The organism is Peribacillus aracenensis, from assembly GCF_025175645.1.
Taxonomy (GTDB): domain Bacteria; phylum Bacillota; class Bacilli; order Bacillales; family DSM-1321; genus Peribacillus; species Peribacillus aracenensis.
Genome location: NZ_JANZMJ010000009.1, coordinates 1 through 26,223 on the forward strand (window position 1 = coordinate 1; position 26,223 = coordinate 26,223).

General features: G+C 40.4%; 24 protein-coding genes and 1 rRNA gene. 15 read left to right on the top strand and 10 right to left on the bottom strand.

Translation table 11 applies throughout. From position 1 onward, the window contains the following. The 9 genes from N0M92_RS11135 to dnaA form a co-directional block, all read right to left on the bottom strand. Window positions 1-99: ribosomal RNA gene (locus N0M92_RS11135) — 16S ribosomal RNA — on the bottom strand; the annotation flags it as partial. Window positions 100-425: 326 nt separating this feature from the next. Next, a complete protein-coding gene (locus N0M92_RS11140) occupies window positions 426-1,493 on the bottom strand; it encodes an HD-GYP domain-containing protein (protein ID WP_260285889.1) in 1,068 nt (355 codons plus the stop codon). A gap of 230 nt (window positions 1,494-1,723) precedes the next feature. Further along, the gene (gyrA, locus tag N0M92_RS11145; protein ID WP_260285765.1) at window positions 1,724-4,270 is read right to left on the bottom strand and encodes a DNA gyrase subunit A; all 2,547 of its coding nucleotides are present in this window, start codon (window positions 4,268-4,270) and stop codon (window positions 1,724-1,726) included. 97 nt (window positions 4,271-4,367) lie between these two features. Continuing rightward, a complete protein-coding gene (gene gyrB / locus N0M92_RS11150) occupies window positions 4,368-6,293 on the bottom strand; it encodes a DNA topoisomerase (ATP-hydrolyzing) subunit B (RefSeq protein WP_260285890.1) in 1,926 nt (641 codons plus the stop codon). Between the two features lie 75 nt (window positions 6,294-6,368). Beyond that, window positions 6,369-6,632, bottom strand: coding sequence for an extracellular matrix regulator RemB (remB, locus tag N0M92_RS11155; protein WP_260285766.1), 264 nt, complete (start codon window positions 6,630-6,632; stop codon window positions 6,369-6,371). A gap of 12 nt (window positions 6,633-6,644) precedes the next feature. Then, window positions 6,645-7,763: a DNA replication/repair protein RecF gene (recF, locus tag N0M92_RS11160; RefSeq protein WP_260285767.1), complete on the bottom strand. Its 1,119-nt coding sequence runs from the start codon at window positions 7,761-7,763 to the stop codon at window positions 6,645-6,647. A gap of 21 nt (window positions 7,764-7,784) precedes the next feature. Further along, a complete protein-coding gene (gene yaaA / locus N0M92_RS11165) occupies window positions 7,785-7,997 on the bottom strand; it encodes a S4 domain-containing protein YaaA (protein WP_034316192.1) in 213 nt (70 codons plus the stop codon). A 220-nt stretch (window positions 7,998-8,217) separates the two neighbouring features. After that, entirely contained in the window at window positions 8,218-9,354 is a 1,137-nt protein-coding gene (gene dnaN / locus N0M92_RS11170; RefSeq protein WP_192207379.1) for a DNA polymerase III subunit beta, read from the bottom strand. A 194-nt stretch (window positions 9,355-9,548) separates the two neighbouring features. After that, window positions 9,549-10,898: a chromosomal replication initiator protein DnaA gene (gene dnaA / locus N0M92_RS11175; RefSeq protein WP_260285768.1), complete on the bottom strand. Its 1,350-nt coding sequence runs from the start codon at window positions 10,896-10,898 to the stop codon at window positions 9,549-9,551. Window positions 10,899-11,829: 931 nt separating this feature from the next. Here dnaA and rpmH point away from each other — a divergent pair. The 11 genes from rpmH (at window position 11,830) to N0M92_RS11230 (ending at window position 22,199) form a co-directional block, all read left to right on the top strand. Then, a complete protein-coding gene (gene rpmH, locus N0M92_RS11180; protein ID WP_034316183.1) occupies window positions 11,830-11,964 on the top strand; it encodes a 50S ribosomal protein L34 in 135 nt (44 codons plus the stop codon). A gap of 80 nt (window positions 11,965-12,044) precedes the next feature. Then, entirely contained in the window at window positions 12,045-12,401 is a 357-nt protein-coding gene (gene rnpA / locus N0M92_RS11185) for a ribonuclease P protein component (protein ID WP_076368512.1), read from the top strand. 176 nt (window positions 12,402-12,577) lie between these two features. Next, window positions 12,578-13,366 (top strand): YidC family membrane integrase SpoIIIJ, encoded by a 789-nt coding sequence (spoIIIJ, locus tag N0M92_RS11190; protein WP_076368511.1) that lies wholly within the window; start codon window positions 12,578-12,580, stop codon window positions 13,364-13,366. Further along, window positions 13,363-13,983 (top strand): RNA-binding cell elongation regulator Jag/EloR, encoded by a 621-nt coding sequence (jag, locus tag N0M92_RS11195; protein WP_260285769.1) that lies wholly within the window; start codon window positions 13,363-13,365, stop codon window positions 13,981-13,983. Before spoIIIJ ends, jag begins: the two co-directional genes overlap by 4 nt. A gap of 346 nt (window positions 13,984-14,329) precedes the next feature. Then, entirely contained in the window at window positions 14,330-15,715 is a 1,386-nt protein-coding gene (mnmE, locus tag N0M92_RS11200; protein WP_260285770.1) for a tRNA uridine-5-carboxymethylaminomethyl(34) synthesis GTPase MnmE, read from the top strand. Between the two features lie 21 nt (window positions 15,716-15,736). Then, on the top strand, window positions 15,737-17,623 hold the full coding sequence (gene mnmG, locus N0M92_RS11205; RefSeq protein WP_260285771.1) for a tRNA uridine-5-carboxymethylaminomethyl(34) synthesis enzyme MnmG: 1,887 nt from the start codon (window positions 15,737-15,739) through the stop codon (window positions 17,621-17,623). Window positions 17,624-17,652: 29 nt separating this feature from the next. Beyond that, a complete protein-coding gene (gene rsmG, locus N0M92_RS11210) occupies window positions 17,653-18,369 on the top strand; it encodes a 16S rRNA (guanine(527)-N(7))-methyltransferase RsmG (RefSeq protein ID WP_141992407.1) in 717 nt (238 codons plus the stop codon). A gap of 340 nt (window positions 18,370-18,709) precedes the next feature. Next, window positions 18,710-19,570, top strand: coding sequence for a nucleoid occlusion protein (gene noc, locus N0M92_RS11215; protein ID WP_260285772.1), 861 nt, complete (start codon window positions 18,710-18,712; stop codon window positions 19,568-19,570). A 259-nt stretch (window positions 19,571-19,829) separates the two neighbouring features. Continuing rightward, on the top strand, window positions 19,830-20,591 hold the full coding sequence (locus N0M92_RS11220; RefSeq protein WP_230300205.1) for a ParA family protein: 762 nt from the start codon (window positions 19,830-19,832) through the stop codon (window positions 20,589-20,591). Further along, the gene (locus N0M92_RS11225; RefSeq protein ID WP_192207371.1) at window positions 20,584-21,444 is read left to right on the top strand and encodes a ParB/RepB/Spo0J family partition protein; all 861 of its coding nucleotides are present in this window, start codon (window positions 20,584-20,586) and stop codon (window positions 21,442-21,444) included. The genes N0M92_RS11220 and N0M92_RS11225 overlap by 8 nt, the downstream gene beginning before the upstream one ends. A 53-nt stretch (window positions 21,445-21,497) precedes the next feature. Next, window positions 21,498-22,199: a DUF554 domain-containing protein gene (locus N0M92_RS11230; RefSeq protein ID WP_260285774.1), complete on the top strand. Its 702-nt coding sequence runs from the start codon at window positions 21,498-21,500 to the stop codon at window positions 22,197-22,199. 56 nt (window positions 22,200-22,255) lie between these two features. On the opposite strand, the gene yyaC is transcribed toward N0M92_RS11230, so the two are convergent. Then, entirely contained in the window at window positions 22,256-22,891 is a 636-nt protein-coding gene (gene yyaC, locus N0M92_RS11235) for a spore protease YyaC (RefSeq protein WP_260285775.1), read from the bottom strand. Between the two features lie 389 nt (window positions 22,892-23,280). On the opposite strand from yyaC, the gene N0M92_RS11240 reads away from it, so the two are divergent. From N0M92_RS11240 to rpsF, 4 genes are all read left to right on the top strand, one after another. After that, a complete protein-coding gene (locus N0M92_RS11240) occupies window positions 23,281-24,117 on the top strand; it encodes a mechanosensitive ion channel family protein (RefSeq protein WP_192207368.1) in 837 nt (278 codons plus the stop codon). Between the two features lie 20 nt (window positions 24,118-24,137). Beyond that, the gene (locus N0M92_RS11245) at window positions 24,138-24,335 is read left to right on the top strand and encodes a DUF951 domain-containing protein (protein ID WP_034316158.1); all 198 of its coding nucleotides are present in this window, start codon (window positions 24,138-24,140) and stop codon (window positions 24,333-24,335) included. A 167-nt stretch (window positions 24,336-24,502) separates the two neighbouring features. Beyond that, complete coding sequence (gene ychF / locus N0M92_RS11250) at window positions 24,503-25,603, top strand: redox-regulated ATPase YchF (RefSeq protein WP_076368500.1); 1,101 nt, start codon at window positions 24,503-24,505, stop codon at window positions 25,601-25,603. 268 nt (window positions 25,604-25,871) lie between these two features. Further along, the gene (gene rpsF, locus N0M92_RS11255; RefSeq protein WP_053348321.1) at window positions 25,872-26,156 is read left to right on the top strand and encodes a 30S ribosomal protein S6; all 285 of its coding nucleotides are present in this window, start codon (window positions 25,872-25,874) and stop codon (window positions 26,154-26,156) included. The last annotated feature ends 67 nt before the right edge of the window (window positions 26,157-26,223 follow it).

The window sequence follows — 26,223 nt, forward strand, 5'->3', positions numbered from 1 at the left end:
GCTAATCTCAGGGAGCAAGCTCCCGTCGATTCGCTCGACTTGCATGTATTAGGCACGCCGCCAGCGTTCGTCCTGAGCCAGGATCAAACTCTCCGAAGAAATGTTTGACTTGCTCATTTGCTTTTTTGATAGTGTGTGCTCACTTAAAATTTAACGTTGGCGCTTTGTTTTGTTCAGTTTTCAAAGAGCGATTTATGTCGTTCGTTTGGAAACGACTTTAATAATATATCAACTATATTATATTTTGTCAACAACTTTATTCTCTCGCTGTCGACTTAGTTATTATATCTAGTATCAGGAATAAAAGCAATAGTTATTTTAAAATAAATAATATACATGAATTCATAGATTTCAAATACTATGGCTGCACTCCTGATTAAGCTGAAAAAGCTTACTTTTATAAGAGTAAACTTTTTCTTTAAACATTATAATATTTCTTCTATATGCAATTCCCGATTAATCCCTAAATTGATAATTTGCTCACTATCCATCACCTTTATGACCGGTCTTGTTTCCGAGCCTGCATCAATAAAGATGATTTCAGCAATGAATCCATTGTTCAGTTTGACCCTGCTTCCTATGAAAAAATTAGCGAAGCCTGATAACAAGGTTTTAACTACCCCAATATCAAATTTACCAAAGTCATCATGTAAGATCATTTCTAATACCTTAAACGGTGACTGCTTCTTTCTATAAGTCCTCTCGGAAGTCATGGCGTGAAATACATCTGCAACCGCAATGATTTTTGAGAATAAGTTCATGGGTTTTGTTTTCAACCTCTTGGGATAACCCGTTCCATCTAATCTTCCATGATGCTCAAGAACGGCTATCTTCACACTATCCTTAATGATGGAACTATCTTTTATCATCTTGTAGCTGAAAATAGGATGAGAATGTATCTCCTCATAATCAGATGCTGTCAGGCTTGCCGTTTTATTTAATAACCTTGGTGGCAGCTTTGCCATCCCGCAATCTGCCAGACACCCGCCAATTGCAGCTTGGTAGACATCAGCCCTATTGCATTTCATTTTATATGCGATATATCCTCCTATTAATCCAATGGAAATAGCATGATGATATACATAGTCTTCTTTATTGCAATAGTGGTGCAGCTTCAAAATGTTTCCTGGTTCCTCTAAAGCCTTGTCCATAAGGGGAATCATGATTAAACGAATCATGGCCACCTCGACTTTACTGCCCGCTTGCCAATTTTTAAATAATCGTTTATATGTTTGTACTGACTTAAGATAAAAATCCGTAAAACCCGATGACTCTTCCGTTTCATCCCATTCTGGATCCATTACTTCTTTCGGCAGAAATCTCTTTCCATCAATCAAAGTCTTTTCAACGCTTACCTCTGTTATTAGAAAGGCTTGCAAAGCTTCGATTAATTGCCGGGTCAATATTGTTTTTTCATACATTATGGGTCTATTCGAAAGACCTCTAATCTCTTTTGACAGGATGCAGCCTTCGATTAAATAGCGAGTTTTCACTAGCAAAACGTTTCACCTCGGTAATATTGGTGAGTATCATTCTACTTGAAAAACATGGTAGAAACTATCTTTTTTATGATTAAATACCTAAATAAATTCAATTTATTAGCATTTTCATTTTGAATTTCCGTCTTTTTACTCAAATCCGAACACTCATAAAATCAGGTTGAAGTTCATCTAGCACAAAAAAAAGACCCAGCTTAATTGCCTGGATCTTTTTTGTGAAAAGATTATTCTTCCGTATCTTTTTCAGTTTTTTCATTTTCTTCACTTACAGCAGGTTCAGAATCAGAATCTGGAGTCGTGACCGTTTCTATTTCCATGTCTTTTTCTTCTTCTTCTTCTCTTCCTACGATGGCTACCGTCGAAACATATTCATTATCAGCGGATTCGAGTCGGATGAGCTTAACACCCTGAGTATTACGGCCCGTTTTAGAAATGCCTTCGACTTCCATTCGGATCAATACACCAGCTGCTGTAATAAGCATCAAATCTTCATCTACACCCGTAACTGTTTTCACGGCTATAAGTTCACCATTCTTCTCAGTGACATTACATGTTTTTATTCCTTTTCCTCCACGGCTTTGAATACGGTATTCTTCCGCTGAGGTCCGTTTTCCATAACCGTTTTTCGTAACGATCAGGACTTCTTCATCATCTTCAAGAATTTCCATTCCGACAACTTCATCATTCGTCCCTAAGGAAATCCCTTTCACTCCCGCTGCAGTACGCCCCATTGTCCGTACATCCGTCTCAGGGAAACGAATCATCATCCCGGACTTCGTTCCAATTATGATCTGTTTCTCTCCATTCGTAAGACGGACAGAAATCAATTCATCATCTTCACGTAACCCTAGGGCAATTAAACCATTATTACGGATATTTGCAAAAGAAGACAAAGGTGTACGCTTAGATACCCCATGTCTGGTCGTAAAGAATAAATACCAATCGTCAGCAAATTCCTTCACAGGTATGATTGCGTTGACCCACTCGCCCTTATCGACTTCCAACAAGTTGATAAGCGGCAATCCTTTTGCTGTCCTACCAAATTCAGGTATTTCATATCCTTTGGAACGATAGACTTTACCTTTGTTGGTGAAGAATAATAGAGTGTCATGAGTCGATGTGGTTAACAAGTGACCGACAAAGTCATCTGTATTCGTTCCCATACCCTGTATTCCGCGCCCTCCGCGTTTTTGACTGCGGTATGTGGTTGCAGGCAAGCGTTTAATATAACCATTATGCGTAAGTGTCACGATTATATTTTCCTCTGGGATTAAATCTTCATCTTCCAGGCTTTCAAAGCCGGCCAGTGTGATTTCAGTTCTCCGTTTATCATCAAAGCGCTCTTTAATTTCAAGAAGCTCTTCACGGATAATTTCAAGAACCTTTTCCTCATCAGCAAGAATTGCTTTATATTCTGCAATTATAGCCATTAATGCCTGATATTCATCTTCAATTTTTTCACGTTCCAGACCTGTCAAGCGTTGTAAACGCATATCCAGGATAGCTTGCGCCTGTTTTTCGGAAAGTGAGAATTGTGTCATTAAGCCTTCACGGGCAATGTCCGTCGTTTGGGAACTGCGGATCAACGTAATGACTGCGTCCAAATTATCAAGTGCAATGCGCAAACCTTCTAAAATATGGGCGCGCGCTTCCGCTTTCCGTAAATCAAATTCAGTCCTGCGCCGTATGACTACCTGCTGATGCTCCAAGTAGTAGCGCAGGCATTGTTTTAAATTCAGCACTTTAGGCTGACCGTCCACCAAAGCGAGCAGATTGATTCCGAAGGTGGTCTGCATCGCGGTATGCTTATACAGGTTGTTTAAAAGGACATTTGCATTAACATCCTTTCGAAGCTCCATGACAATCCGCATGCCATTGCGATCCGATTCATCCCGTAAGTCGGTAATGCCTTCGATTTTCTTATCTCGAGCAAGTTCGGCAATTTTTTCAATCAATCTTGCTTTATTCACTTGATAAGGGATTTCCTTAACAAGGATTACTTGTTTACCATTGGGTTTCTCTTCAATCTCGACTTTCGCACGTTGAATGATTGACCCTTTTCCAGTTTCATAGGCCTTTCTGATTCCACTTCTCCCTAAAATCAAACCGGCTGTCGGAAAGTCCGGACCAGGGATATATTCCATCAACTCAGGAATTGTAATTTCGGGATTCTTGCTTAAAGCCAGTACGCCGTCAATTACTTCACCTAATTGATGTGGTGGAATATTGGTTGCCATCCCTACCGCTATTCCTGATGAACCATTCACTAACAAGTTCGGGAAACGGGCGGGCATAACCGCTGGTTCTCTTTCCGAACCATCGTAGTTATCCTGGAAATTGACCGTATCTTTATTTAAATCCCGGAGTAGCTCCATCGAGATTTTTGACATTCTCGCTTCTGTGTACCTCATTGCGGCAGCTTGGTCACCATCGACTGAACCGAAATTCCCATGACCATCTACAAGCATATAGCGATAGTTAAAAGGTTGAGCCATCCGTACCATCGTTTCATATACAGCCGAATCACCATGCGGGTGATACTTACCGATTACTTCCCCGACAATACGGGCTGATTTCTTAAATGGTTTATCCGAAGTCATTCCAAGATCGTTCATTGCATAAAGGATTCTTCGGTGTACCGGTTTCAAACCGTCCCTTACATCAGGCAAAGCCCGCGACACGATAACGCTCATCGCATAATCCAAAAACGATGTCCGCATCTCGGTACTTATATTTATTTCTTTAACACCTGATCTTTCATTTTCTGACATGGAGCCAACCTCCTATTAAAAGCTTATACTCTCATCTAAAATTTAACTGTTCGTGCACTATTTAAAGAACAGGATGTAAAAAGCATCCTGTCAAAAATCAGATATCAAGATTTTTTACATAAATTGCATTTTCTTCAATGAAGTTACGTCGCGGTTCCACCTTGTCGCCCATCAACATCTCGAAAGTTTCATCTGCCTCGGCAGCATCTTTCAAACTGACTTGAAGCAGCGTTCTCGTTTCAGGGTTCATGGTCGTTTCCCACAATTGCTCTGGGTTCATTTCCCCCAGCCCTTTATAACGCTGCAGGTTAGGCTTAGGAGTACTTGGCAAACTCGCCATGATTTCATCAAGCTCGCGGTCATTATAAGCATAATCCACTTTTTTCCCTTGCTGGATCTTGAAAAGTGGCGGCTGAGCAATATATATATATCCATACTCGATAATTTTTCGCATATACCGGTAGAAGAAGGTCAACATCAGTGTCCTGATATGGGCACCATCCACATCGGCATCGGTCATGATGACAATTTTATGGTATCTAGCTTTTTCAATATTGAATTCATCACCAATTCCTGTTCCGAGTGCTGTGATGATCGTCCCTATTTCTTCATTATGCAGGATTCTGTCCAATCGCGCCTTTTCAACATTCAGGATTTTACCCCTTAGCGGTAAAATGGCTTGGAAATGGCGGTCCCGTCCTTGTTTCGCCGAGCCTCCCGCCGAGTTTCCTTCAACGATGTACAATTCACTGATACCCGGGTCCTTAGAAGAACAATCTGCCAATTTACCCGGTAGATTGGATACTTCCAAAGCACTTTTCCTCCGGGTCAACTCACGAGCTTTCTTCGCTGCCAAACGGGCTCTCGCTGCCATTTGCCCTTTATCTACAATTTTCCGGGCAACTGCAGGATTTTCATATAAGAAGGCATCAAGCCTTTCCGAAAGAATGGAATCAGTAACCGTTCTTACTTCAGAGTTTCCGAGTTTGGTTTTCGTCTGACCTTCAAATTGTGGATCAGGATGCTTAATCGAAATGATTGCCGTTAAACCTTCCCGCACATCCTCACCAGAAAAATTGGAATCCGCTTCTTTTAAGAGACCATTTTTCCGTGCATAATCATTGATGACACGGGTCAAGGCAGTCTTGAATCCTGACTCATGCGTACCACCTTCATAGGTGTGGATATTATTTGCAAAGGAGAAGACATTACTGATATAGCTGTCATTATATTGCAATGCCAATTCAACGGAAATTCCATCTTTCTCGCCTTCCATGAAAATGGGTTCCTCATGCAATACCTCTTTAGAACGGTTCAAATGCTCAACATAAGATTTAATACCGCCCTCATAGTGGAAATTCCTGATTTTCTCTTCTTCCCCACGTTTATCTTCAATGATCAGTTTCAAGCCTTTATTCAGGAATGCAAGCTCACGGATTCGTGTGGCTAATGTATCGAAATCATATTCCAAGGTTTCAGTGAAAATTTCACCATCAGGAATGAAGTGCGTAGTCGTTCCAGTATGATCAGTTTCCCCGATGATTTTCAAATCTTCTTTAGGGATACCGCGGTTAAATTGCTGATAATGGATTTTTCCTTCACGATGAACATAAACTTCCAATACTGTGGATAGGGCGTTAACTACTGAAGCCCCAACACCATGCAGACCACCGGAAACCTTGTAGCCCCCGCCGCCAAATTTACCGCCCGCATGAAGGACCGTCATGATCACTTCAACTGCTGGCCGTCCCATTTTTTCATGGATACCAACTGGAATTCCCCGACCATTATCGACTACCGTTATGCTATTGTCTTCTTCGATCGTCACTTTGATTTCCGTACAGAAACCAGCTAGCGCTTCATCAATACTATTATCGACAATTTCCCAAACAAGATGGTGAAGTCCTTTTGCAGAGGTAGAGCCGATATACATCCCCGGACGTTTACGAACTGCTTCTAAGCCTTCTAAAACCTGTATCTGATTCTCATCGTATGCCTGAGCTTGTACTTCTTTTTGTTCCATTGTCATTCGAATCACCTACACTTTTCTTTTGGCATTTATCAATTTTCAGGAGAATTTATAACGTTTAGCTACAATTCAAAGAATATCTATATCATCGATTAAGAGCGATGACTGCAGTGAACGCTTTTTCAAAGTGGACGACGCAAGCGGTGAATAATATACCTGTTTGTCCGTCACTACAATCGATTTAACCGAGTTTTTTGCTAAATGGTAAGTTACATCAGACTTTTTCTCCAAAAATTCACTCATGATTGGAGAGTCCTGAAGAAGCTTCTTATCTAAAATGGCTATGACATCATCCGTTTTCACAAGAATGTCTTCACCAATATGGAGATACATACATTCACCTCATCATTTAACCTTTTTTATACTTCCTTGACTCACATAAAAGGTGGACGCTTCTCTTAGGGTTTGATGGTCGATTCCATCAACGGAGGGTGTCGTCACAAATGTCTGCACTTTCCCTTGTATCGTATTCAGTAAATGGGATTGACGGAAATCGTCAAGTTCCGATAACACATCATCCAATAATAAAATGGGATACTCGCCGATTTCTTCATGGATCAGCTCAATTTCGGCAAGTTTCAAAGACAGGGCAGTCGTACGCTGTTGTCCTTGTGAACCATAGGTCTGGACATCGCGGTCATTCACAAAAAAAACCAGGTCGTCACGATGAGGACCTACCAATGTTACACCCCGTTCAATCTCCCTTGTTTTTATTTTATCAAATTTTTCTGTGTATACTTCTATCATTTTCGTCAAATCCATAGATTCTGATACATCAAGCGACGGTTTATATTGGATTTTCAATACTTCTAGATTTCTGGAGATCCCCGAATGAATCGGCTCTGCCCATTGCTGGAGCTTTAAAAGAAACTCGTATCTTCTTTCGACAATTTTCGCTGCATACTGAATAAATTGATCAGTGAGCACGTCAAGCATCGTCGTATCCGTTTTTTTCCGGGTCTGCAGAAGCTTTAAGTAATGATTTCTTTGTTGAAGTATTTTATGATATTGGCTCATATCATGAAGGTATACGGGAGAAACCTGGCCAATTTCCATATCTATAAAACGGCGTCTGACTAGAGGACTTCCCTTTACAAGGTTAAGATCCTCAGGCGCAAACATGACCACATTCATATTTCCGACATATTGACTCAACTTTCTTTGTTCAATATGGTTGCACTTCGCCTTTTTCCCTTTTTTTGAAATGGTCAGCTCAAGTGGTATTGAGGTATTTCTCTTTCTAACTCTTCCTTCTATTTTAGCATACTCTTCATCCCAGCGAATAAGTTCTTTATCATTTGAGGTCCGATGGGATTTTGCCATGGCTAAAACAAAAATGGATTCCATGACATTCGTTTTTCCTTGAGCATTTTCGCCGAGGATTACATTGACTTTATTCTCAAAAGTCAGATTCAATTCGGTATAGTTGCGGTAATTTTTCAAACTTATATTTTCAATATACATATTCCGCTCTTCCCTTATGTTTTAGCTTGTAATTGTGTAGGTGCCAAATCCAGGAATCTCTATTTTATCACCTGATCTTAATTTTCTGCCCCTTCTCACGTCTAATTCGCCATTAATGTAAACCTCATATTCACTTAAGAACCATTTCGCCATTCCGCCGCTTTGAATCAAATCGGCCAGTTTCAGGAATTGTCCAAGCGTAATATATTCGGTATTGATTTTTATGGAGTCCATTTCATGCCTCACTCATTTCTAAGTAGTCTTTAATATTTCATTTTACTAAATTAATCACATTAAGACAAAGTATAGCTTTTTCAGTTCTTATTTTTAGCGATTCAGCGTTCCGTACAGCATTGAAAAAACGCTAAAAACCCTTTGGAAACCTATATTTAAATATAAAAAAATTAAAGACCTGCTATACAAGCCTTTAATTTTTTTGAAATATTATTTTAGCTTAATAAGTCCTTACCGGAAGAATTAATTGCAGCATGGAATCATCATGTAGCGGGCGAATGACAAAAGGACGCATTGCACCTGTGAAATTAATTTTTATATCGGAACCTTCCAATGCTTTTAGAGCATCCATTACAAATTTGGCACTGAATGAGATTTTCAGGTCTTCACCTTCAATGGCTTCTGCCTGAACCTCTTCAATTACTTTACCAATTTCAGGAGTGTTGGAAGAGACTTCGATTATACGGCCTTCCAGGGTTGTCAATTTGACGACATTATTTCTTCCTTCTCTCGCCAATAAAGAAGCCCTGTCTATCGCTTGAAGAAAATCTTTAGTGTGAACAGTCACGTCCGTTTTGCTATCAGATGGAATCAAGCGTGATGTATCGGGATAATTCCCTTCAAGCAGTCTTGAGAAGAATAATAAATTTTCAGCTTTGAAAAGTACTTGGTTTTCGGTAATGACGATTTCGATGAGTTCGTTCGTATCATCAAGGATTTTACTTAGCTCATTCAGACTTTTACCTGGGATTACAACGCTATAGGTCCCGTTAATTTTATTTTCTATTTTGGCTGTTCTCATTGCAAGCCTATGACTATCTGTTGCAATACAGGTCAATTCGTCATCTTGAACCTTCAAGTTTACACCTGTTAAGATGGGCCGTGTTTCTGACGTGGACACTGCAAAGCCAGTTTGGCGGATAAGGGTCTTCAAAAGGTCCGTTGGAAGTTTGAAAATATTTTCTTCTTCAATGATCGGAAGATGCGGATATTCTTCAGGATCCAGTCCATTTAGATTAAATTCAGCTTTACCTGAGCGAATAATCGTTTGAAAGTTATTCTCCACTTCAATTTCTACAGTATCCATCGGCAGCTTTTTGACAATTTCACTGAAAAAACGAGCATTAAGGACAATACCGCCGCTAGTTTTAACTTCAACAATCTCATCTCCGTCAACCTCAGCAGGGATGAATGATTGGATGGAGATATCTGAATCACTTCCTGTCAGAGTGACACCCTCACTAGTGACGCTTATTTTTATCCCCGTTAGAATCGGAATCGTCGTCCTTGATGTGACTGCTTTCATTACTTCTTGGACACTATGAACTAATCGATCTCTTTGGATTATAAATCTCATGTTTCATCCTCCAATTTTTTTATTGCCGAATAGGCATATATATTAATAATTTTTATTAAAAAAAGATAGTAGTAATAGTAGTAGGGCCTGTTGATATGTGGATAAGTCCACTCAACCTAAGGAAAAACAGTCTATCCACATGTGGACAGACTGTGTGTAAGTAGTCGTCAGTTATTCACATTATCCAGAATCTATTATACCCTCAGCTGGTCCTGGATTTCTTTAACCTGACGTTGAAGCTGGGTATCCGTTTGCATGAGTTTGGAGATTTTTTCATGCGCATGGATAACGGTCGTATGATCGCGACCTCCAAATTCATCACCAATCTTGGGCAGGGATGAGTCCGTTAACTCCCTGGAAAGATACATGGCAATCTGTCTTGGAAAGGCTACGGATTTAGTCCGCTTTTTCGCCTTGAAATCCTCAAGTTTGACACTATAATGTTCACCGACCGTCTTCTGGATTTCCAAAATGGTGATTATTTTAGGTTTGGAGCTAGGGATGATGTCTTTTAATGCTTCAGCTGCCAAATCGGCATTTATATCTTTATTGATCAACGAAGAATAGGCGACGACACGAATAAGTGCACCCTCCAGCTCACGAATATTGGAATCGATTTGGTTGGCAATATAGAGCATGACTTCATTCGGGATATCAAGGCCCTCAGCTTTTGCCTTTTTACGCAATATGGCAATCCGCGTTTCCAGATCAGGAGGTGTGATATCCGTGATCAAGCCCCACTCAAACCTTGAACGGAGGCGATCCTCGAGTGTAGGTATCTCTTTTGGCGGGCGGTCACTCGAGATGACAATCTGTTTGCTTTCTTCATGCAACGCATTGAATGTATGGAAAAACTCTTCTTGGGTTTGTTCTTTTCCCACAAGGAATTGAATATCATCAATTAATAAAACATCCACGCTTCGATATCTATCACGGAATTCCCCAGCTTTATTGTCCCGGATCGAGTTGATGAATTCATTCGTGAACTTTTCAGACGATAAATAAACGACCTTTGCATTAGGATTATGCTCAAGAACATAATGCCCGATTGCATGCATTAAATGAGTTTTTCCAAGACCTACGCCCCCGTATATGAATAAGGGATTATAGGCTTTGGCAGGAGCTTCTGCGACAGCGAGAGACGCGGCATGGGCAAAACGATTGCCGGAGCCGATGACAAATGTATCGAAGGTATTTTTCGCATTCAGCATATGCTGTGGAAATGCAGCATGCTCTTTGTCCTGTTTTTTTATCTTTTTAGGCTGAACAGGAACGGTGAAATCATCATCTTCTTGATTAGGGGGAATGATGAATTTTGCTTCCAATTCCTCACCGGTAAGTTCAAACAATACATCGGAAATAAGATGGGAATAGCGTTCTTCAAGCCAATCCCTGGCAAATTCATTGGGGGCGGTGACTGTTAAGGTATCACCTTGCAGTAAATAAGCCTTGGTTGATTTAAGCCAAGTTTCAAAGCTTGGTTTACTGATTTTTTTTTCGATTTTTCCGAGCGCCTGGTTCCAGAGGCTATCGATGTTATCCAAACTTATCCCTCCTTTGCAAAAAATTTTATAATTGTATCTAAATGTATAGGCACAAATAAACTCATCGATTGCCGTCTTGATATTAATTTTGACAGCAAAGGTTCGGTGAGCTGTATAAGGGATTTTGTGTTGTGTTACGTGAAGTGCCTAAAAAACTATATCTTGCGATGTACAACTTTTGTACAGACTACATCTGGTAAGCCAGTGCAGATTTGAATGTTTATTCATCAACAGGCATTTTAAGAATTATATAATAAAGAAGAAAAAAGGGTTTTCGACAATATCCACCATCTGTGGACAGATTAATATACACAGGTCGAATAAACTATCCACAAGTTATACACAGTCTGTGGATAAACGTTCCCTGTTGATAAAGTTATTCAGAGTGAAAACACAAATATAATATCAGAAAATCAGGCGTCTTGCAATGGGTTAGAAAACTTTATCCACAACTTACCGAGCTTGTGGGAAAAACTTTTCCACAGGCCATTGTTATGTGCAAAAGTCTATAAAATGGTTTGTGGATAGAAAAAAACATGTCGAATTTTATCCACAGACCGTGATTACAGGCTCGAATTAATTAACTTGAACCAAGTTGTTCAAGCCGGAAGACCTGCATGGGACAGATTGAAAGTGATTCAGGTTCATACTTAATTATTTGTCGAATGTTGTGTCGATCGAGGAATGATTCAATGCGAATTTCATATTTGTGCTCATCGATAAAATGATGGAAATTTTCCTTTCCCCAAAAATTTCTATATCAGTTCGGAGCAAAATCATTTACAATAGGCTAGGTAATAAAAAAAGGCCTACTGGACATTGAGCATTAAAAATGAAATATTTTTATGGATGAGGTTGACAAGTAGAAACCTCCATCTATATAATTGTAAAGACTGTCTTTAACTGTTATTCCTCAGGGAGGTGTCATATAATGAAAAGAACTTATCAACCGAATAACCGCAAACATAGTAAAGTTCACGGTTTCCGTGCACGTATGAGCACGAAAAACGGACGTAGAGTAATCGCTGCACGTCGCCGTAAGGGCAGAAAAGTATTATCTGCATAGACCACTGAAAAGTCTCAGTGGTCTTTTTTCGCAAAATAAGGGATTTACTGAGACTCAATTCATGTAATGAAGGTGTAAAAATGAAAAAAAAGTTAAGGATTAAGAAAGAGGACGAATTTCAGCTTGTGTTTAAAAAAGGTGAATCTTCTGCTAATCGGCAATTCGTTGTCTATGTCCTTGAAAAGCCGGGTCAGGATTATTTTCGGATCGGCCTTTCAGTCAGTAAAAAAATCGGGAACGCCGTGGTTAGGAACCAAATCAAAAGATACATACGGCAAGCGTTTTTGGAATTGAAAGAAGATATAGAAGAGGGTAAGGATTATATTGTGATTGCTCGAAAGCCAGCGGCGGAGATGGACTTTTTCCAGGTGAAAAGCAGCTTGATCCATGTCCTGAAACGTTCTAAATCATTAAACTTTAAAAAGAAAAAACAATAAAGTCCCCTTATATCGAATAAGCACTCCCCGGATCATGTGGTTACTTGAGAAAGATGACATAGAAAATTCCGATTGTAAGCTGTGGAAAAAAGTGGATTGCTTTTCCTTGAAATCTTCAAATAAACAGTTCACAATTGTTTCAAAAAAGATTGATTGCAGTTAGGAGGAAATTACGGTTGAAAAAACGAATATTACTCATTATTGGACTAGCCTCGATAATGATGTTGTTAGCAGGGTGTACGGAAATTAAAGAACCTATTACTGCTGAGAGTGAAGGTTTTTGGAATTCATACATTGTCTATCCATTATCAGCCCTGATCATTTGGCTTTCTGAAGCATTTGGCGAGAACTATGGTTTGGGAATCATCGGTGTTACACTTATCATTCGCCTAGCATTACTCCCATTAATGATCAAACAGGTGAAAAGCTCGAAAGCAATGCAGGCCATTCAGCCTGAGATGAAAGAACTTCAAGCAAAATACAGCTCAAAAGATGCTGCCACACAACAAAAACTACAGCAAGAAACAATGGCTCTATTTTCAAAATATAATGTGAATCCATTGGCGGGATGTTTGCCGATATTGGTGCAAATGCCGATTTTGATCGGATTTTACCATGCAATCAGCCGTACGGAAGAAATTGCTTTACATAGTTTTCTTTGGTTTGATTTAGGTTCCCCGGATCCTTATTATATTTTACCGGTCGTTGCAGGTATCACGACTTTTATTCAGCAAAAGATGTCCATGGCTGGAATGAACTCCAATCCACAAATGGCGGCACAAATGACCATGATGCTTTACATCATGCCAATCATGATTGTTGTTTTTGCTATTAATTTCCCCGCTGCTCTTTCTCTTTACTGGGTAGTTGGTAACCTTTTTGGTATCGTTCAAACATATTTCATCAAAGGTCCGGATCTTAGAAAAGCAGCTGCGGAAAACGCGGGAGGGGCAAAGAAAAAGTGAAAAAGGTAACTGCTACAGGACAATCTGTCGAAGAAGCAGTAAATTTAGCTTTAGCTCAACTGAACAGCACTAAAGATCGCGTGGAGATTGAAATAGAAGATGAGGGCAAAAAAGGATTTTTTGGTTTATTTGGTGCAAGGAAGGCCATTGTCCATGTGACATTGCCTGCAGATCCCATTGAAGAGACACTTGGATTTTTGAAGAAAGTCAGCGTGGAGATGGGAGTCGATGCACAAATTGATGTCACCCGTAAAGGGAAGAACGTAACTTTCCATTTATCAGGTGATAAAATTGCATTATTGATTGGAAAAAGGGGTCAAACACTAAATTCACTTCAGTATTTAGCGCAGCTTGTTGCAAATCGGTATTCGAAGCAGTATTTGAATATTACTGTAGATGCAGAAGATTATCGAAATCGCCGCAATGACACCTTAATCCAATTGGCTGAAAGAATGGCAAATAAAGCCATGAAAACAGGTAAGGCTGTTTCACTTGAGCCGATGCCATCTTATGAACGTAAGGTCATCCATAATGCCCTCTTGGATTATCCAAAAATAAAAACAACTTCAAGTGGGACTGAGCCATATCGCCACTTGGTCATTACTCCACTTAAATGAACCTTCTGCTTTTTAAGCAGGGGTTCTTTTTTTAGGGCATGAAATCGTTGTGTCGAAGATCTTTTTTCAAAGCAGCAATTCTACAATAACTGACAAATTTCTTTTTACCTTCTCTTGATTCGTAAAAGGAATGGAAGAAAAGGAAGCGGGCGATGTTTGTTATTCACATGTGGATAAGTTAGAATGGATGTTACAGAATATGGATTAATTGCATGTGGATAACTCTTGGTGGGGAGGAGTATCTACTTTTTTTCATGAATATACTGTGGTATTGTAGTAATTTAGGGATTCGACGATTTTATTAACAGAAAAAAAATAGAACCATCAATATATAAGAGGTGAAAGCATGGAATTCGATACAATCACCGCTATCTCTACTCCCTTAGGGGAAGGGGCAATCGCCATCGTTAGAATCAGCGGTGATGAGGCCATAGAAATAGCCGATAGGATCTTTAAAGGACCAGGTGGAAAAGGATTGCTTGAAGTGAAATCACATACGATTCATTATGGCCACCTTATCCAGCCCAAAACAGGTGAAATCATAGAGGAAGTCATGGTTTCTGTCATGATGGGTCCAAAGACATTTACAAGAGAAGATGTAGTTGAAATAAATTGTCACGGTGGAATCGTTTCGGTCAATCGGGTATTGCAGCTTATTCTCTCACAAGGTGCTCGTTTAGCGGAACCTGGTGAATTTACGAAACGGGCTTTTTTGAATGGCAGGATCGACCTCTCTCAAGCTGAGGCCGTTATGGATTTAATCCGGGCTAAAACGGATAAAGCCATGAATGTTGCATTAGGTCAAATGGAAGGCAGGCTTTCGAAATTAATCCAAAACCTGCGTCAAGAAATTTTACAAACCCTCGCTCAAGTCGAGGTAAATATAGATTATCCGGAATATGATGATGTCGAAGAAATGACGCATCGTTTATTTTTGGAAAAGGGCAGTTATGTGAAGAAGGAAATTGAGAAACTGCTTCACACGGCCCAACAGGGGAAAATACTTCGGGATGGGCTTGCGACCGTTATCATAGGGCGCCCTAATGTCGGGAAATCTTCTCTGCTTAACAGCTTAGTTCATGAAAATAAAGCGATCGTCACTGATATTCCAGGTACAACACGTGACGTAATCGAAGAGTATGTCAATGTTCGCGGTGTACCGCTTAAACTTGTCGATACGGCAGGAATTCGCGAAACGGAAGATATCGTCGAACGAATTGGAGTTGAACGGTCCCGTGCAGTATTAAAAGAGGCTGATTTAATATTGCTTGTATTGAATTATTCCGATGATTTCACTACTGAGGATGAGAAACTATTTCAAGCGGTTGAGGGTATGGATGTCATCGTTATCATCAATAAAACCGACCTTCCACAAAAAATCGATTTGGCCAAGGTTAAGGAAAAGGCGGCATCCCATAAAGTTGTTACGACTTCATTACTGGAGGATCGAGGGGTCGATGAATTGGAAGAAGCCATCGCTTCTTTATTTTTCGAGGGTTCTTTAGAAACGGGAGACCTGACCTATGTTTCCAATGCCAGACATATAGCTTTGCTGGGGCAGGCATTACAGTCTATCGAAGATGCAATCGATGCTATTGAAATGGGGACACCGGTTGATTTGGTTCAAATCGATTTCACGAAAGCATGGGAGCTACTCGGAGAAATCATTGGCGAAAGCGTTCAGGATAATTTGATCAACCAATTGTTCTCTCAATTTTGTTTAGGAAAATAAGCGTAAAAGGAGGAAAAGGATATGCAGTACGAAGCAGGTAGCTATGATGTCATTGTTATTGGTGCCGGTCATGCTGGCAGTGAGGCAGGCCTTGCAGCGGCAAGAGTTGGAGCTAAAACGTTGATGATCACCATTAACTTGGATATGGTCGCCTTCATGCCATGCAATCCCTCCGTTGGTGGGCCGGCAAAAGGGATAGTCGTTAGGGAAATTGACGCTTTAGGTGGAGAAATGGGGAAAAATATCGACAAGACCCATATTCAAATGAGGATGCTCAATACAGCTAAAGGTCCAGCTGTTCGTGCATTGAGGGCGCAGGCAGATAAATTTCTCTATCAACAAGAAATGAAAAAGACGATAGAAGACCAAGAAAATTTAACATTGATTCAAGGAATGGTAGAGGAATTAATTGTTGAAAACAACGTATGCACGGGTGTCATCACTAAAACAGGCGCGGTGTACCGTGCGAAAACTGTCGTAATCACGACTGGAACATATTTACGCGGTGAAATCATTTTAGGGGAACTGAAATATTCAAGCGGCCCTAATAATCAGCAGCCTTCCATCAGGCTTTCTGAACATTTAGAGCAGTTAGGATTTGATTTGGTCCGTTTTAAAACAGGAACGCCGCCACGCGTGAATAGCTCTTCCATAGATTACAGCAAGACGGAAATTCAGCCTGGCGATGAAGTGCCGCGTGCATTTTCTTATGAAACGACAAAGTTCATAACGGATCAATTGCCATGCTGGTTAACGTACACGAATGAGGGGACACACCAGCTCATTGATGAGAATCTACATCGTTCACCAATGTATTCGGGAATGATTAAAGGAACCGGGCCGCGTTATTGTCCATCGATTGAAGATAAAGTCGTACGTTTTAATGATAAACCAAGGCATCAAATATTCCTGGAACCTGAAGGCCGCAATACAAAGGAAGTTTATGTGCAAGGTTTATCTACAAGTTTGCCTGAGGATGTGCAAGTGAAAATCCTGCAAACAATTCCAGGACTTGAAAAGGCGGAAATGATGCGCGCTGGATATGCAATTGAATATGATGCTATCGTTCCTACACAGCTATGGCCTACACTTGAAACGAAGAAAATCAAAAATCTTTATACTGCTGGCCAAATTAACGGGACATCCGGCTACGAGGAAGCGGCAGGACAAGGATTGATGGCCGGTATTAATGCAGGATTGAATGCAATGGGTAAAGAAGAACTGATATTAAGCCGTTCGGATGCCTATATTGGTGTTCTCATTGATGACCTTGTAACGAAAGGCACGAATGAACCATACCGATTGTTGACTTCACGTGCAGAATATCGTTTATTATTGCGTCATGATAATGCCGATTTGCGCTTAACGGAAATTGGATTCAATATCGGAATGATCAAGGAAGAACGCTACAATCGATTCCTTATGAAAAAAGAAGCGGTTGAAATGGAAAAGGAACGACTGAAATCAAACTTCATCAAACCGACCAAAGAAGTACAAGAAGTCATTACTGCAAGTGGCGGCAGTGAGTTAAAGGATGGAATCCGGGCCTCCGATTTATTGAAACGGCCTGAAATGGATTATTCCCATATTCAGAAGTTGGCGCCAAGTGATGACGAACTAAGCGATGATGTGACGGAACAGGTCGAAATCCAGATCAAGTATGAAGGATATATCGAAAAATCCTTGCAGCAAGTCGATCGCCTGAAAAAAATGGAGAATAAAAAGATTCCAGAGAATATCGATTATGATGCAATTTCTGGACTTGCAACGGAAGCACGTCAAAAATTAAAGCAGGTCCACCCGCTATCAGTAGCTCAGGCTTCAAGAATTTCCGGTGTGAATCCCGCTGATGTTTCCATTTTGCTTGTTTATTTGGAACAAGGAAAGATTGCCAGAGTATCTCAGTAATGGAAATACCCGAAAAGGATTGAAAAGACATGAATATTGAACAGTTCCAACAAGCACTGCTGGAGAAAGGGATCGAGCTTTCTCCTCAACAGCTTGATCAGTTTGACACTTATTATCGATTATTGGTGGAATGGAACGAAAAGATGAACTTAACAGCCATCACTGATAAAGAAGAAGTCTATCTTAAGCATTTTTATGATTCAATCAGTGCAGCCTTCTATTTTGACTTTAACAAATCATATCGAATTTGCGATGTTGGGGCTGGGGCTGGATTTCCGAGTATTCCATTGAAGATTTGTTTCCCTGATATCCACGTCTCGATTGTGGATTCTTTGAATAAGCGAATTTCTTTTTTGAATCACCTTGCGGATTCCTTGCAATTAAAGGGAGTTTCCTTCTATCATGACCGGGCGGAAACCTTCGCCCAAAAACAGGAGCATCGCGAATCCTATGATATTGTCATGGCAAGGGCAGTAGCCAGGATGTCCGTTTTAAGTGAACTATGTTTGCCTCTCGTTAAACTGGATGGGACATTCATTGCCATGAAAGCGGCTAGTGCACAAGATGAAATGGACACAGGGAAGAAGGCCATTTTCACGTTAGGCGGAAAAATTGAAGAAATTCATCCTTTCACATTGCCAGAGGAAAATAGTGAAAGAAACATCATTACTGTAAAAAAAGTGAAGAAGACTCCTAAAAAGTACCCGAGAAAACCAGGGACACCGAATAAGCAGCCTATTGAATAACCTCCGTAGGATGAGTAAGTTTTCATAGTAAGCGTAGATGATTCAGATATATATGGCTGGTACTTGCCCTTATTTTCTTTTACTATAAATGTATGACCTTATTATTTTCACTCTAAATTTGTGCCCTATGCTGGCTGATTCAGGGAAATAATTTTGGGCAAGCCGGCCGATATTTTTCATAACTGGCCGTCCATTCCTAAATTATTGCCTTGATGGCGCCAGTCGACATGTTTTTTACAGTGTAGGGCCATATGTATAACCATGTCGGGAAATGTATGCAGGACTTGTCCTTTAAATAGAGAATATGTTATTTGGGAGTTTTAAAAGGTGGTGTAGGAAGATGAAGCATCCTTTTTCGCGGTTCTTTGGGTTTGGCGAAAAAGAAGAAGAGCAACTAGAGATGGAGACACCTAGCAATAATAATGAAGAGATAAGAAAAATTTCCATTTCTGATATTGTGCCTAATCGATTTCAACCAAGGACCGTTTTTAATGACGATAAAATTGCCGAATTGGCCCAAACGATCCATACACATGGGATCATTCAACCAATTGTAGTAAGGACTTATGGTCAGGGAAAGTATGAAATCATTGCAGGTGAGCGTCGTTTTCGGGCCATGCAAAAGCTTGGCTGGGAATTGGCACCCGCAATAATCAAAGATTTCAGCGATACAGAAACGGCTTCCGTTGCGCTGATAGAAAACCTTCAGCGTGAAGAACTGACACCGATTGAAGAAGCTTTGGCTTATGGAAAGCTATTGGAGCTGCATAGTTTAACACAAGAAGCTTTGGCACAAAGACTGGGAATAGGACAATCTACCGTGGCGAATAAGCTACGACTGCTTAAGCTGCCCCAGGAGGTTCAGGATGCACTTCTTCAAAAGCAAATTACGGAACGCCATGCCCGCTCGTTGATACCGTTGAAGAGTCCTGAAAAGCAGCTTAAACTGCTTTTGGAAATCATCGAAAAAGGGTTAAACGTCAAACAGACCGAAGAGCAGGTCGTCAAGCTCTTGACGGGTACTGTGCAGAAGCCGAAACCTAAGCGAAAAGCGTTTAGTAAAGACATGAGGATTGCCGTGAATACCATACGCCAATCACTCAATATGGTTACAGACAATGGAATAAATTTGGATGCAGAGGAAGAAGAATTCGAGGAGTATTATCAGTTCACGATTAAAATACCCAAGAAAAAAACTTGATTCCCTATCCTTACGCGCTTGGTAGTCTCCGATTACCAAGCTTTTTTTATTTTCGGTCAAAACTGGTATTTCCACTTTAAAAAACATTCAACTTTTCCCGGATTTTTAATGCTTTTAGATATATTTCAAATTTTAAGAGGAATTTCAGAAAACGATTTCTTCCAGTAACATTCATGATAAAATAGAAAGAAATAAATGGATTTACGGTAAAAATCAATAGATAAAAGCGTGATGAAGATAGTTGAAAGCGGGTGAATTCGTGGGTAAGATTCTCGCCATTGCCAATCAAAAGGGCGGTGTTGGAAAAACGACAACTTCTGTCAGCCTAAGTGCTTGTCTTGCTTACATAGGACAGAAAGTCTTAATGGTCGATATTGACCCGCAGGGAAATGCGACAAGCGGTGCAGGTATTGACAAAGCAGATGTGGAACAATGTATTTATGATGTATTGGTTGATGATATCGAGGCCAGTACCGTCATCATGGAAACAAAGGTAGAAAACCTATATGCCATACCTGCGACAATTCAACTGGCAGGTGCAGAAATTGAACTTGTTCCAACCATCTCTAGGGAAGTCCGGTTAAAAAGGGCATTAGAAGAGGTGCAGGGCCAATATGATTACATTGTGATTGACTGCCCTCCATCATTGGGTTTGCTTACGCTTAATGCCTTAACGGCCGCCGATGCAGTTTTGATTCCGGTACAATGTGAATACTATGCATTGGAAGGTTTGAGTCAACTATTGAACACGGTCCGCCTCGTCCAAAAGCATTTGAACCATGATTTGAAAATCGAGGGTGTGCTATTGACGATGTTGGATGCAAGAACGAATCTAGGTCTCCAGGTCATAGAAGAGGTCAAAAAATACTTTCAGGATAAAGTCTATCAAACCATCATTCCCCGCAATGTTCGTTTGAGTGAAGCACCGAGCCATGGAGAACCGATAATTATATATGATCCAAAGTCACGAGGGGCGGAGGTCTATTTAGAACTGGCAAAGGAAGTGGTATCAAATGGCTAAAGGACTTGGCAAAGGACTTAACGCACTTTTCAATAGTGGGGAAATCAGTAAAGATGAAATCGTGCGAGAAATCAAATTAAGGGAATTAAGGCCAAATCCTTATCAGCCCCGAAAGAGCTTTCGGCTTGAAGCTATAGAGGAATTAAAGCAATCCATCATGGAACATGGGATATTACAGCCGATTATTGCCCGGGAAAGCATTAAGGGATATGAAATCGTGGCTGGGGAAAGGCGTTATCGTGCTGCCGAGGAAGCTGGTTTAAAGACAGTTCCGGTCGTTGTGAGGAAATTGAGCGAACAGCAGATGATGGAACTGGCGATTTTGGAAAACCTGCAAAGGGAAGATTTGAATCCGATCGAGGAGGCTGTCGCCTATCAAACGCTTCTGGAAAAATTGGAATTCACCCAGGAGCAGTTGGCCAATCGGCTGGGTAAAAGCCGTCCCCATATCGCAAACCATGTTAGATTGCTATCTTTGCCTGAAGGGATTAGGAGATATATCTCCGACGGGGAAATTTCCATGGGGCATGGCAGGGCATTGCTAGGCTTAAAGAAAAAAGAGATGCTTAAGCCGGTAGCGGATAAAATCCTTAAAGAAGGAATGAATGTCAGACAGCTAGAGCAATATATACATCAATTGAATGATACCGTTTCACGTGAAACTAAACCTAAGAAACAAGAAAAAAAAGATATCTTCATAAAGCAACGGGAGACAAGTCTGCGTGAAAGACTAGGAACGAGCGTAACGATAAAACAAAGCAAGAAAAAAGGAAAAATAGAAATAGAATTCTTTTCAAAGGAAGATTTAGAGAGAATTTTGAACTTGATCGATCAAGAGAACCTATCCTCTTAGATCCCCTTTATGAAAAGATCGTGACGACATATGCAGAAAATTAGGTGGATGAGATGGTATTATTAGGGGCTTTGGTGAATGGTGCCTGTATTTTAATCGGTTCGATTTTAGGAAGGTTTTTACAACATATACCTGAAAAGATAAAAGAAACGGTCATGAGCGGTATCGGTTTGGCCGTCATGGTCTTAGGTTTGCAGATGGGCTTAAAAAGCGATAATTTCCTTGTTGTCATTTTAAGTATTGTCGGAGGGGCTGTCCTCGGTGAATGGATGAATCTTGAGGCTAGGCTAAATTCTTTAGGCAATTGGCTTGAACGCAGGATGAAAGCGAAGGAAGGAATTTCGATATCTCAGGGATTTGTAACGGCCACGCTCATATTTGGCATTGGGGCGATGGCCATCATCGGTGCCCTGGATAGCGGTATCCGGAATGATCATGACGTTTTGATAACAAAAGCGATCATCGATGGCTTTACAGCATTGGTCCTTGCCAGTACGCTTGGCATAGGTGTACTTTTTTCAGCATTTCCGGTTATTCTTTATGAGGGATTCATAGCGATTTTCTCAAGGCAGATCAATACGATGATCCCAACTGCTTTAATGGATTCCTTTATACTGGAAATGACGGCAACTGGGGGAGTCATGATTTTGGCAATTGGTTTGAATATTATCGGTCTGACCAAAATAAGGGTGGCAAATCTGCTTCCGGGCATAATAATCACCGCGATTCTGGTTACTCTCATGTATTATGTATAAAAAAGAAGGAAGGGGATGGCTGGCCCTTTCCTTCTTTTTTGATAAGAAAAAACCCATCATAGGGTTTTTTCTTGCTTGAATGACCATGTGAAAGGAGTGATGGAAGGTTTTACTGGATAATGATTTTGTGCTTCATAAATCCCCTCGGCAATGGTTTTGGCCATTTTTAGCACAAGATTAAGACGTGTGTTCTGCAAGACCATGAACTCCATGAATCCACTTACATTCACGATTCCTGTAATATGTGCATTCCCGACGGAAGGAAGGTCTTTATTGACCCCTGCCCCTGGCTTCACTGGTCCCTGGCCGATTTGAACGATTCCGACGCTTTTCATTTTCCCTAAGCAAGCATCGATTCCGACGATAAAGGGATTGACGTGCATCTTTTTGATTTCATTTAATTTTTCATGTAAATTCATCGCATGTATAGGGTCATCCAGAGTACCATGAACATGGAATGAAGAAGAACCGTTTTCAGCTTTTTCACTAAGCAGAGTGCCGACAAGTGGTCCGAGTGAATCGCCTGTGGAACGGTCCGTGCCTATGCAGACGATGACGATTGGTTGGAGCTTTCCGGTTGGTAGGAGGTTGATTAATTCCTGGGAAATTTGTTTGGATGCATCCGTATCTTCATGCAGGATGCGACTCAATCTATTTTTATTATTATTAAATAGACTAGAATTCAGATTCATCGGCTCAACTCCTTTACTTTATTTGGTATTACAGTATACGGATAAAAAGGGGAAAATATACGGTATTTAACATCTTGGATGAGGGAATTTTTTGTAGAACATGCAAACAGGTGAAGGGGATATAAATCGGCGTTATCCTCTACCAATTGCTTTCATTTATACTTTCTAGTAAATAATTACTTTAATATTTGGGAAAAAACTTCTAATTCTTTTACCTATATACCCAATTTTTTTTTGTACAGAAACCATTATTTATTGATAAAATAGAGAAAATCCTCTACTTCATGGTTATATCAGTGCATGAAGGGTAGAGGAATCCGTCTATATGGGAAAAATCATATAGACGATATAAAAGTTTTGCAGTTAATTGCATTAGGCAGGAGGAAAATATGGATCGCATTTATGATAACGTTACAAAAGAGATATTGGATGAAAAGATATGGCTGCTGATGGGCGAGGGGATTATTAAAATCTTCCTTGTTCTGTTGTTATCGCGTATTATTATTAGAATAGGTAAGACTATTCTGAATAAATTTTTCAAAGCGCGTTTAAGGAGTCCCATTCGGGTATCGGAGCGCAGGGAAGCGACACTCATTAAATTGCTCGAAAATATCATTACCTATGTCATCAATTTCATTGCCTTGATAATGATTCTGGAAATTTTCGGGATTGAAGTAATGCCATTACTCGCTGGTGCCGGTGTTCTCGGTTTGGCAGTTGGTTTTGGTGCTCAAAGTTTGGTCAAGGATATAATTACAGGATTTTTCGTTATTTTTGAAGATCATTTCTCGGTTGGGGATTATATTAAAATCAATAATTTTGAAGGGGAAGTCATTGAAATTGGGCTTCGTACAACAAAAATTAAAAGCGGTGCAGGTGAATTGCACTTCATACCCAACGGAAGCATCGTTCAGGTCACGAATTATTCCATTTTAAATAGTATGGCTGTCGTTGATGTGACCATACCTAACGATGGATCGATCGAGCGTGCTGAAAAGGTGCTGATTGATCTTTTAAACAGTATGGAGGGCAAATACGATGCATTGATCAAAACACCTGAATTTTTGGGAATTGAAAAAATTAGTCCTGAAGAAATCGTCTTTCGGATTAAGGCGGAAACAAAGCCGATGCATCACATTGAAATCAGTAGGATATTAAGAATTGAAATAAGTGCTGCGCTTGATTCAAGTGGGATTAAATCTACGTACAATGGCAGCGAGTCATAGGAATTAGGGGGCTCATGGTTATGGAAGAAAAGGAATTTGCACTTAAGGATATTGTGGAAATGAAGAAACCGCATCCCTGTGGAGTGAATAAGTGGAGAATTATACGGCTCGGTATGGATATCCGGATAAAATGTGAAGGGTGCGGCCATAGCGTGATGCTGCCCCGACGTGAATTCGCGAAGAAAATGAAAAAAGTTCTGCAAAAGCATGAGGAGTGATCATGCTTTTTTTTTGGAGTGAAAGTAGTCCGGCGTTTCTCATGATTTACTTGTCTTTTTAGGAAGCGAAATCTATAATTGGGAAAGGTTTAGGTAATTGGAGGGTCTTTAAAGAAGATCAGTTCTTTTCCCATATGTACGAATCATCTTGAAGGAGTGAAATATAAATGGCTTTAACAGCTGGTATAGTCGGTTTGCCTAACGTAGGTAAATCCACTTTATTTAATGCAATTACTCAGGCGGGTGCGGAATCTGCTAACTATCCTTTCTGTACGATCGACCCAAATGTCGGGATCGTGGAAGTACCAGATCACCGTCTGCAAAAACTGACTGAATTGGTAAAACCGAAAAAAACCGTTCCGACAGCATTTGAGTTCACCGATATCGCCGGGATTGTAAAAGGAGCAAGTAAAGGAGAAGGATTGGGTAATAAATTCCTTTCCCATATCCGTCAAGTGGATGCAATTTGTCAAGTCGTCCGTTGTTTTGCAGACGATAACATTACCCATGTCTCCGGAAAAGTGAATCCAATCGATGATATCGAAGTCATCAACCTTGAATTGATCCTTGCCGATTTGGAATCTGTTGTCAAACGCATCGACCGTGTCGGAAAAATGGCCAAGCAAAAAGATAAAGCCGCTGTAGCAGAACATGAAATCCTTGTAGCTTTAAAAGAAGCATTGGAAGATGAAAAGCCTGCACGTACCGTCGAGTTCACTGAAGAACAGCAAAAAATCGTGAAGGGCATGCATTTACTTACAGCGAAGCCGACGCTTTATGTGGCGAACGTGAGCGAAGATGAAGTGGCGAATGCTGACGATAATGAATATGTACAGCAAGTTCGTGAATATGCTGCTAAGGAAAATGCCGAAGTGATCGTGATTTGTGCCAAAATCGAAGAAGAAATTGCAGAGCTTGAAGGTGAAGAAAAGGAAATGTTCCTATCTGAACTTGGCATCGAGGAGTCAGGTCTTGATCAGTTGATCCGTGCTTCTTATAACCTGCTTGGATTGGCAACATACTTTACAGCTGGTGTACAGGAAGTGCGTGCTTGGACATTCCGCAAAGGAATGAAAGCCCCTCAATGTGCAGGCGTCATTCACACGGACTTCGAACGTGGTTTCATCCGTGCCGAAACGGTTTCTTATACTGATCTACTTGAAGCGGGCAGTCATGGTGCTGCAAAAGAAGCAGGTAAAGTTCGTTTGGAAGGAAAAGAATACATCGTTAACGATGGCGATGTTATCCATTTCCGTTTTAACGTTTAAGAATCAAGACCCTACCGTTCATATAGTAGGGTCTTTCAGTTTGTCGACAAAAGGAGTTGATTGGAACGGAAGGGAGGCTCCGGGACCGCCCGCGGAAAGCGAGTGTTTGAAGTGGAAATCAACGGTCATTAGATTACAATTAATTGTAATAAGTCGAACCGTTCGTTGCAAAGCCTCTTTAACTATGCTATAATTTTATCTTGTGAGTAATTATAAATAATTGCTCCTTGCCCAATTGGGCCGCTTAGACCAAAAGGAGGTGACAGTGATGAGAAAATACGAAATTATGTATATCATCCGTCCAAACATTGAGGAAGAAGCTAAAAAAGCTTTAGTTGAACGTTTCAACACAATCCTTTCTGATAATGGTGCGGAAGTAGAAGCAAAAGAATGGGGTAAACGCCGTCTTGCATATGAAATCAATGATTTCCGCGATGGTTACTACATGCTTCTTAAAGTTAACGCTGAAAGTGCTGCGATTCAAGAATTCGATCGTCTTGCTAAAATCAGTGAAGACATTATTCGCCACATGGCTACTAGAGAAGAAGAATAATCCGATATTTAATATAAATTCTAATCTTGTTTCTATGAAACAAGATTGAAACCTAGGGGTTGATTCT

Coding starts and splice junctions, on each gene's coding strand:
- rpsF (WP_053348321.1), top strand. CDS start 25,872: ATGAGAAAATACGAAATTATGTATATCATCCGTCCAAACATTGAGGAA.
- N0M92_RS11225 (WP_192207371.1), top strand. CDS start 20,584: ATGGCTAAAGGACTTGGCAAAGGACTTAACGCACTTTTCAATAGTGGG.
- yaaA (WP_034316192.1), bottom strand. CDS start 7,997: ATGGACTCCATAAAAATCAATACCGAATATATTACGCTTGGACAATTC.
- gyrB (WP_260285890.1), bottom strand. CDS start 6,293: ATGGAACAAAAAGAAGTACAAGCTCAGGCATACGATGAGAATCAGATA.
- recF (WP_260285767.1), bottom strand. CDS start 7,763: ATGTATATTGAAAATATAAGTTTGAAAAATTACCGCAACTATACCGAA.
- dnaN (WP_192207379.1), bottom strand. CDS start 9,354: ATGAGATTTATAATCCAAAGAGATCGATTAGTTCATAGTGTCCAAGAA.
- remB (WP_260285766.1), bottom strand. CDS start 6,632: ATGTATCTCCATATTGGTGAAGACATTCTTGTGAAAACGGATGATGTC.
- N0M92_RS11240 (WP_192207368.1), top strand. CDS start 23,281: ATGGATCGCATTTATGATAACGTTACAAAAGAGATATTGGATGAAAAG.
- N0M92_RS11230 (WP_260285774.1), top strand. CDS start 21,498: ATGGTATTATTAGGGGCTTTGGTGAATGGTGCCTGTATTTTAATCGGT.
- rpmH (WP_034316183.1), top strand. CDS start 11,830: ATGAAAAGAACTTATCAACCGAATAACCGCAAACATAGTAAAGTTCAC.
- mnmE (WP_260285770.1), top strand. CDS start 14,330: ATGGAATTCGATACAATCACCGCTATCTCTACTCCCTTAGGGGAAGGG.
- mnmG (WP_260285771.1), top strand. CDS start 15,737: ATGCAGTACGAAGCAGGTAGCTATGATGTCATTGTTATTGGTGCCGGT.
- rsmG (WP_141992407.1), top strand. CDS start 17,653: ATGAATATTGAACAGTTCCAACAAGCACTGCTGGAGAAAGGGATCGAG.
- rnpA (WP_076368512.1), top strand. CDS start 12,045: ATGAAAAAAAAGTTAAGGATTAAGAAAGAGGACGAATTTCAGCTTGTG.
- ychF (WP_076368500.1), top strand. CDS start 24,503: ATGGCTTTAACAGCTGGTATAGTCGGTTTGCCTAACGTAGGTAAATCC.
- gyrA (WP_260285765.1), bottom strand. CDS start 4,270: ATGTCAGAAAATGAAAGATCAGGTGTTAAAGAAATAAATATAAGTACC.
- N0M92_RS11245 (WP_034316158.1), top strand. CDS start 24,138: ATGGAAGAAAAGGAATTTGCACTTAAGGATATTGTGGAAATGAAGAAA.
- noc (WP_260285772.1), top strand. CDS start 18,710: ATGAAGCATCCTTTTTCGCGGTTCTTTGGGTTTGGCGAAAAAGAAGAA.
- yyaC (WP_260285775.1), bottom strand. CDS start 22,891: ATGAATCTGAATTCTAGTCTATTTAATAATAATAAAAATAGATTGAGT.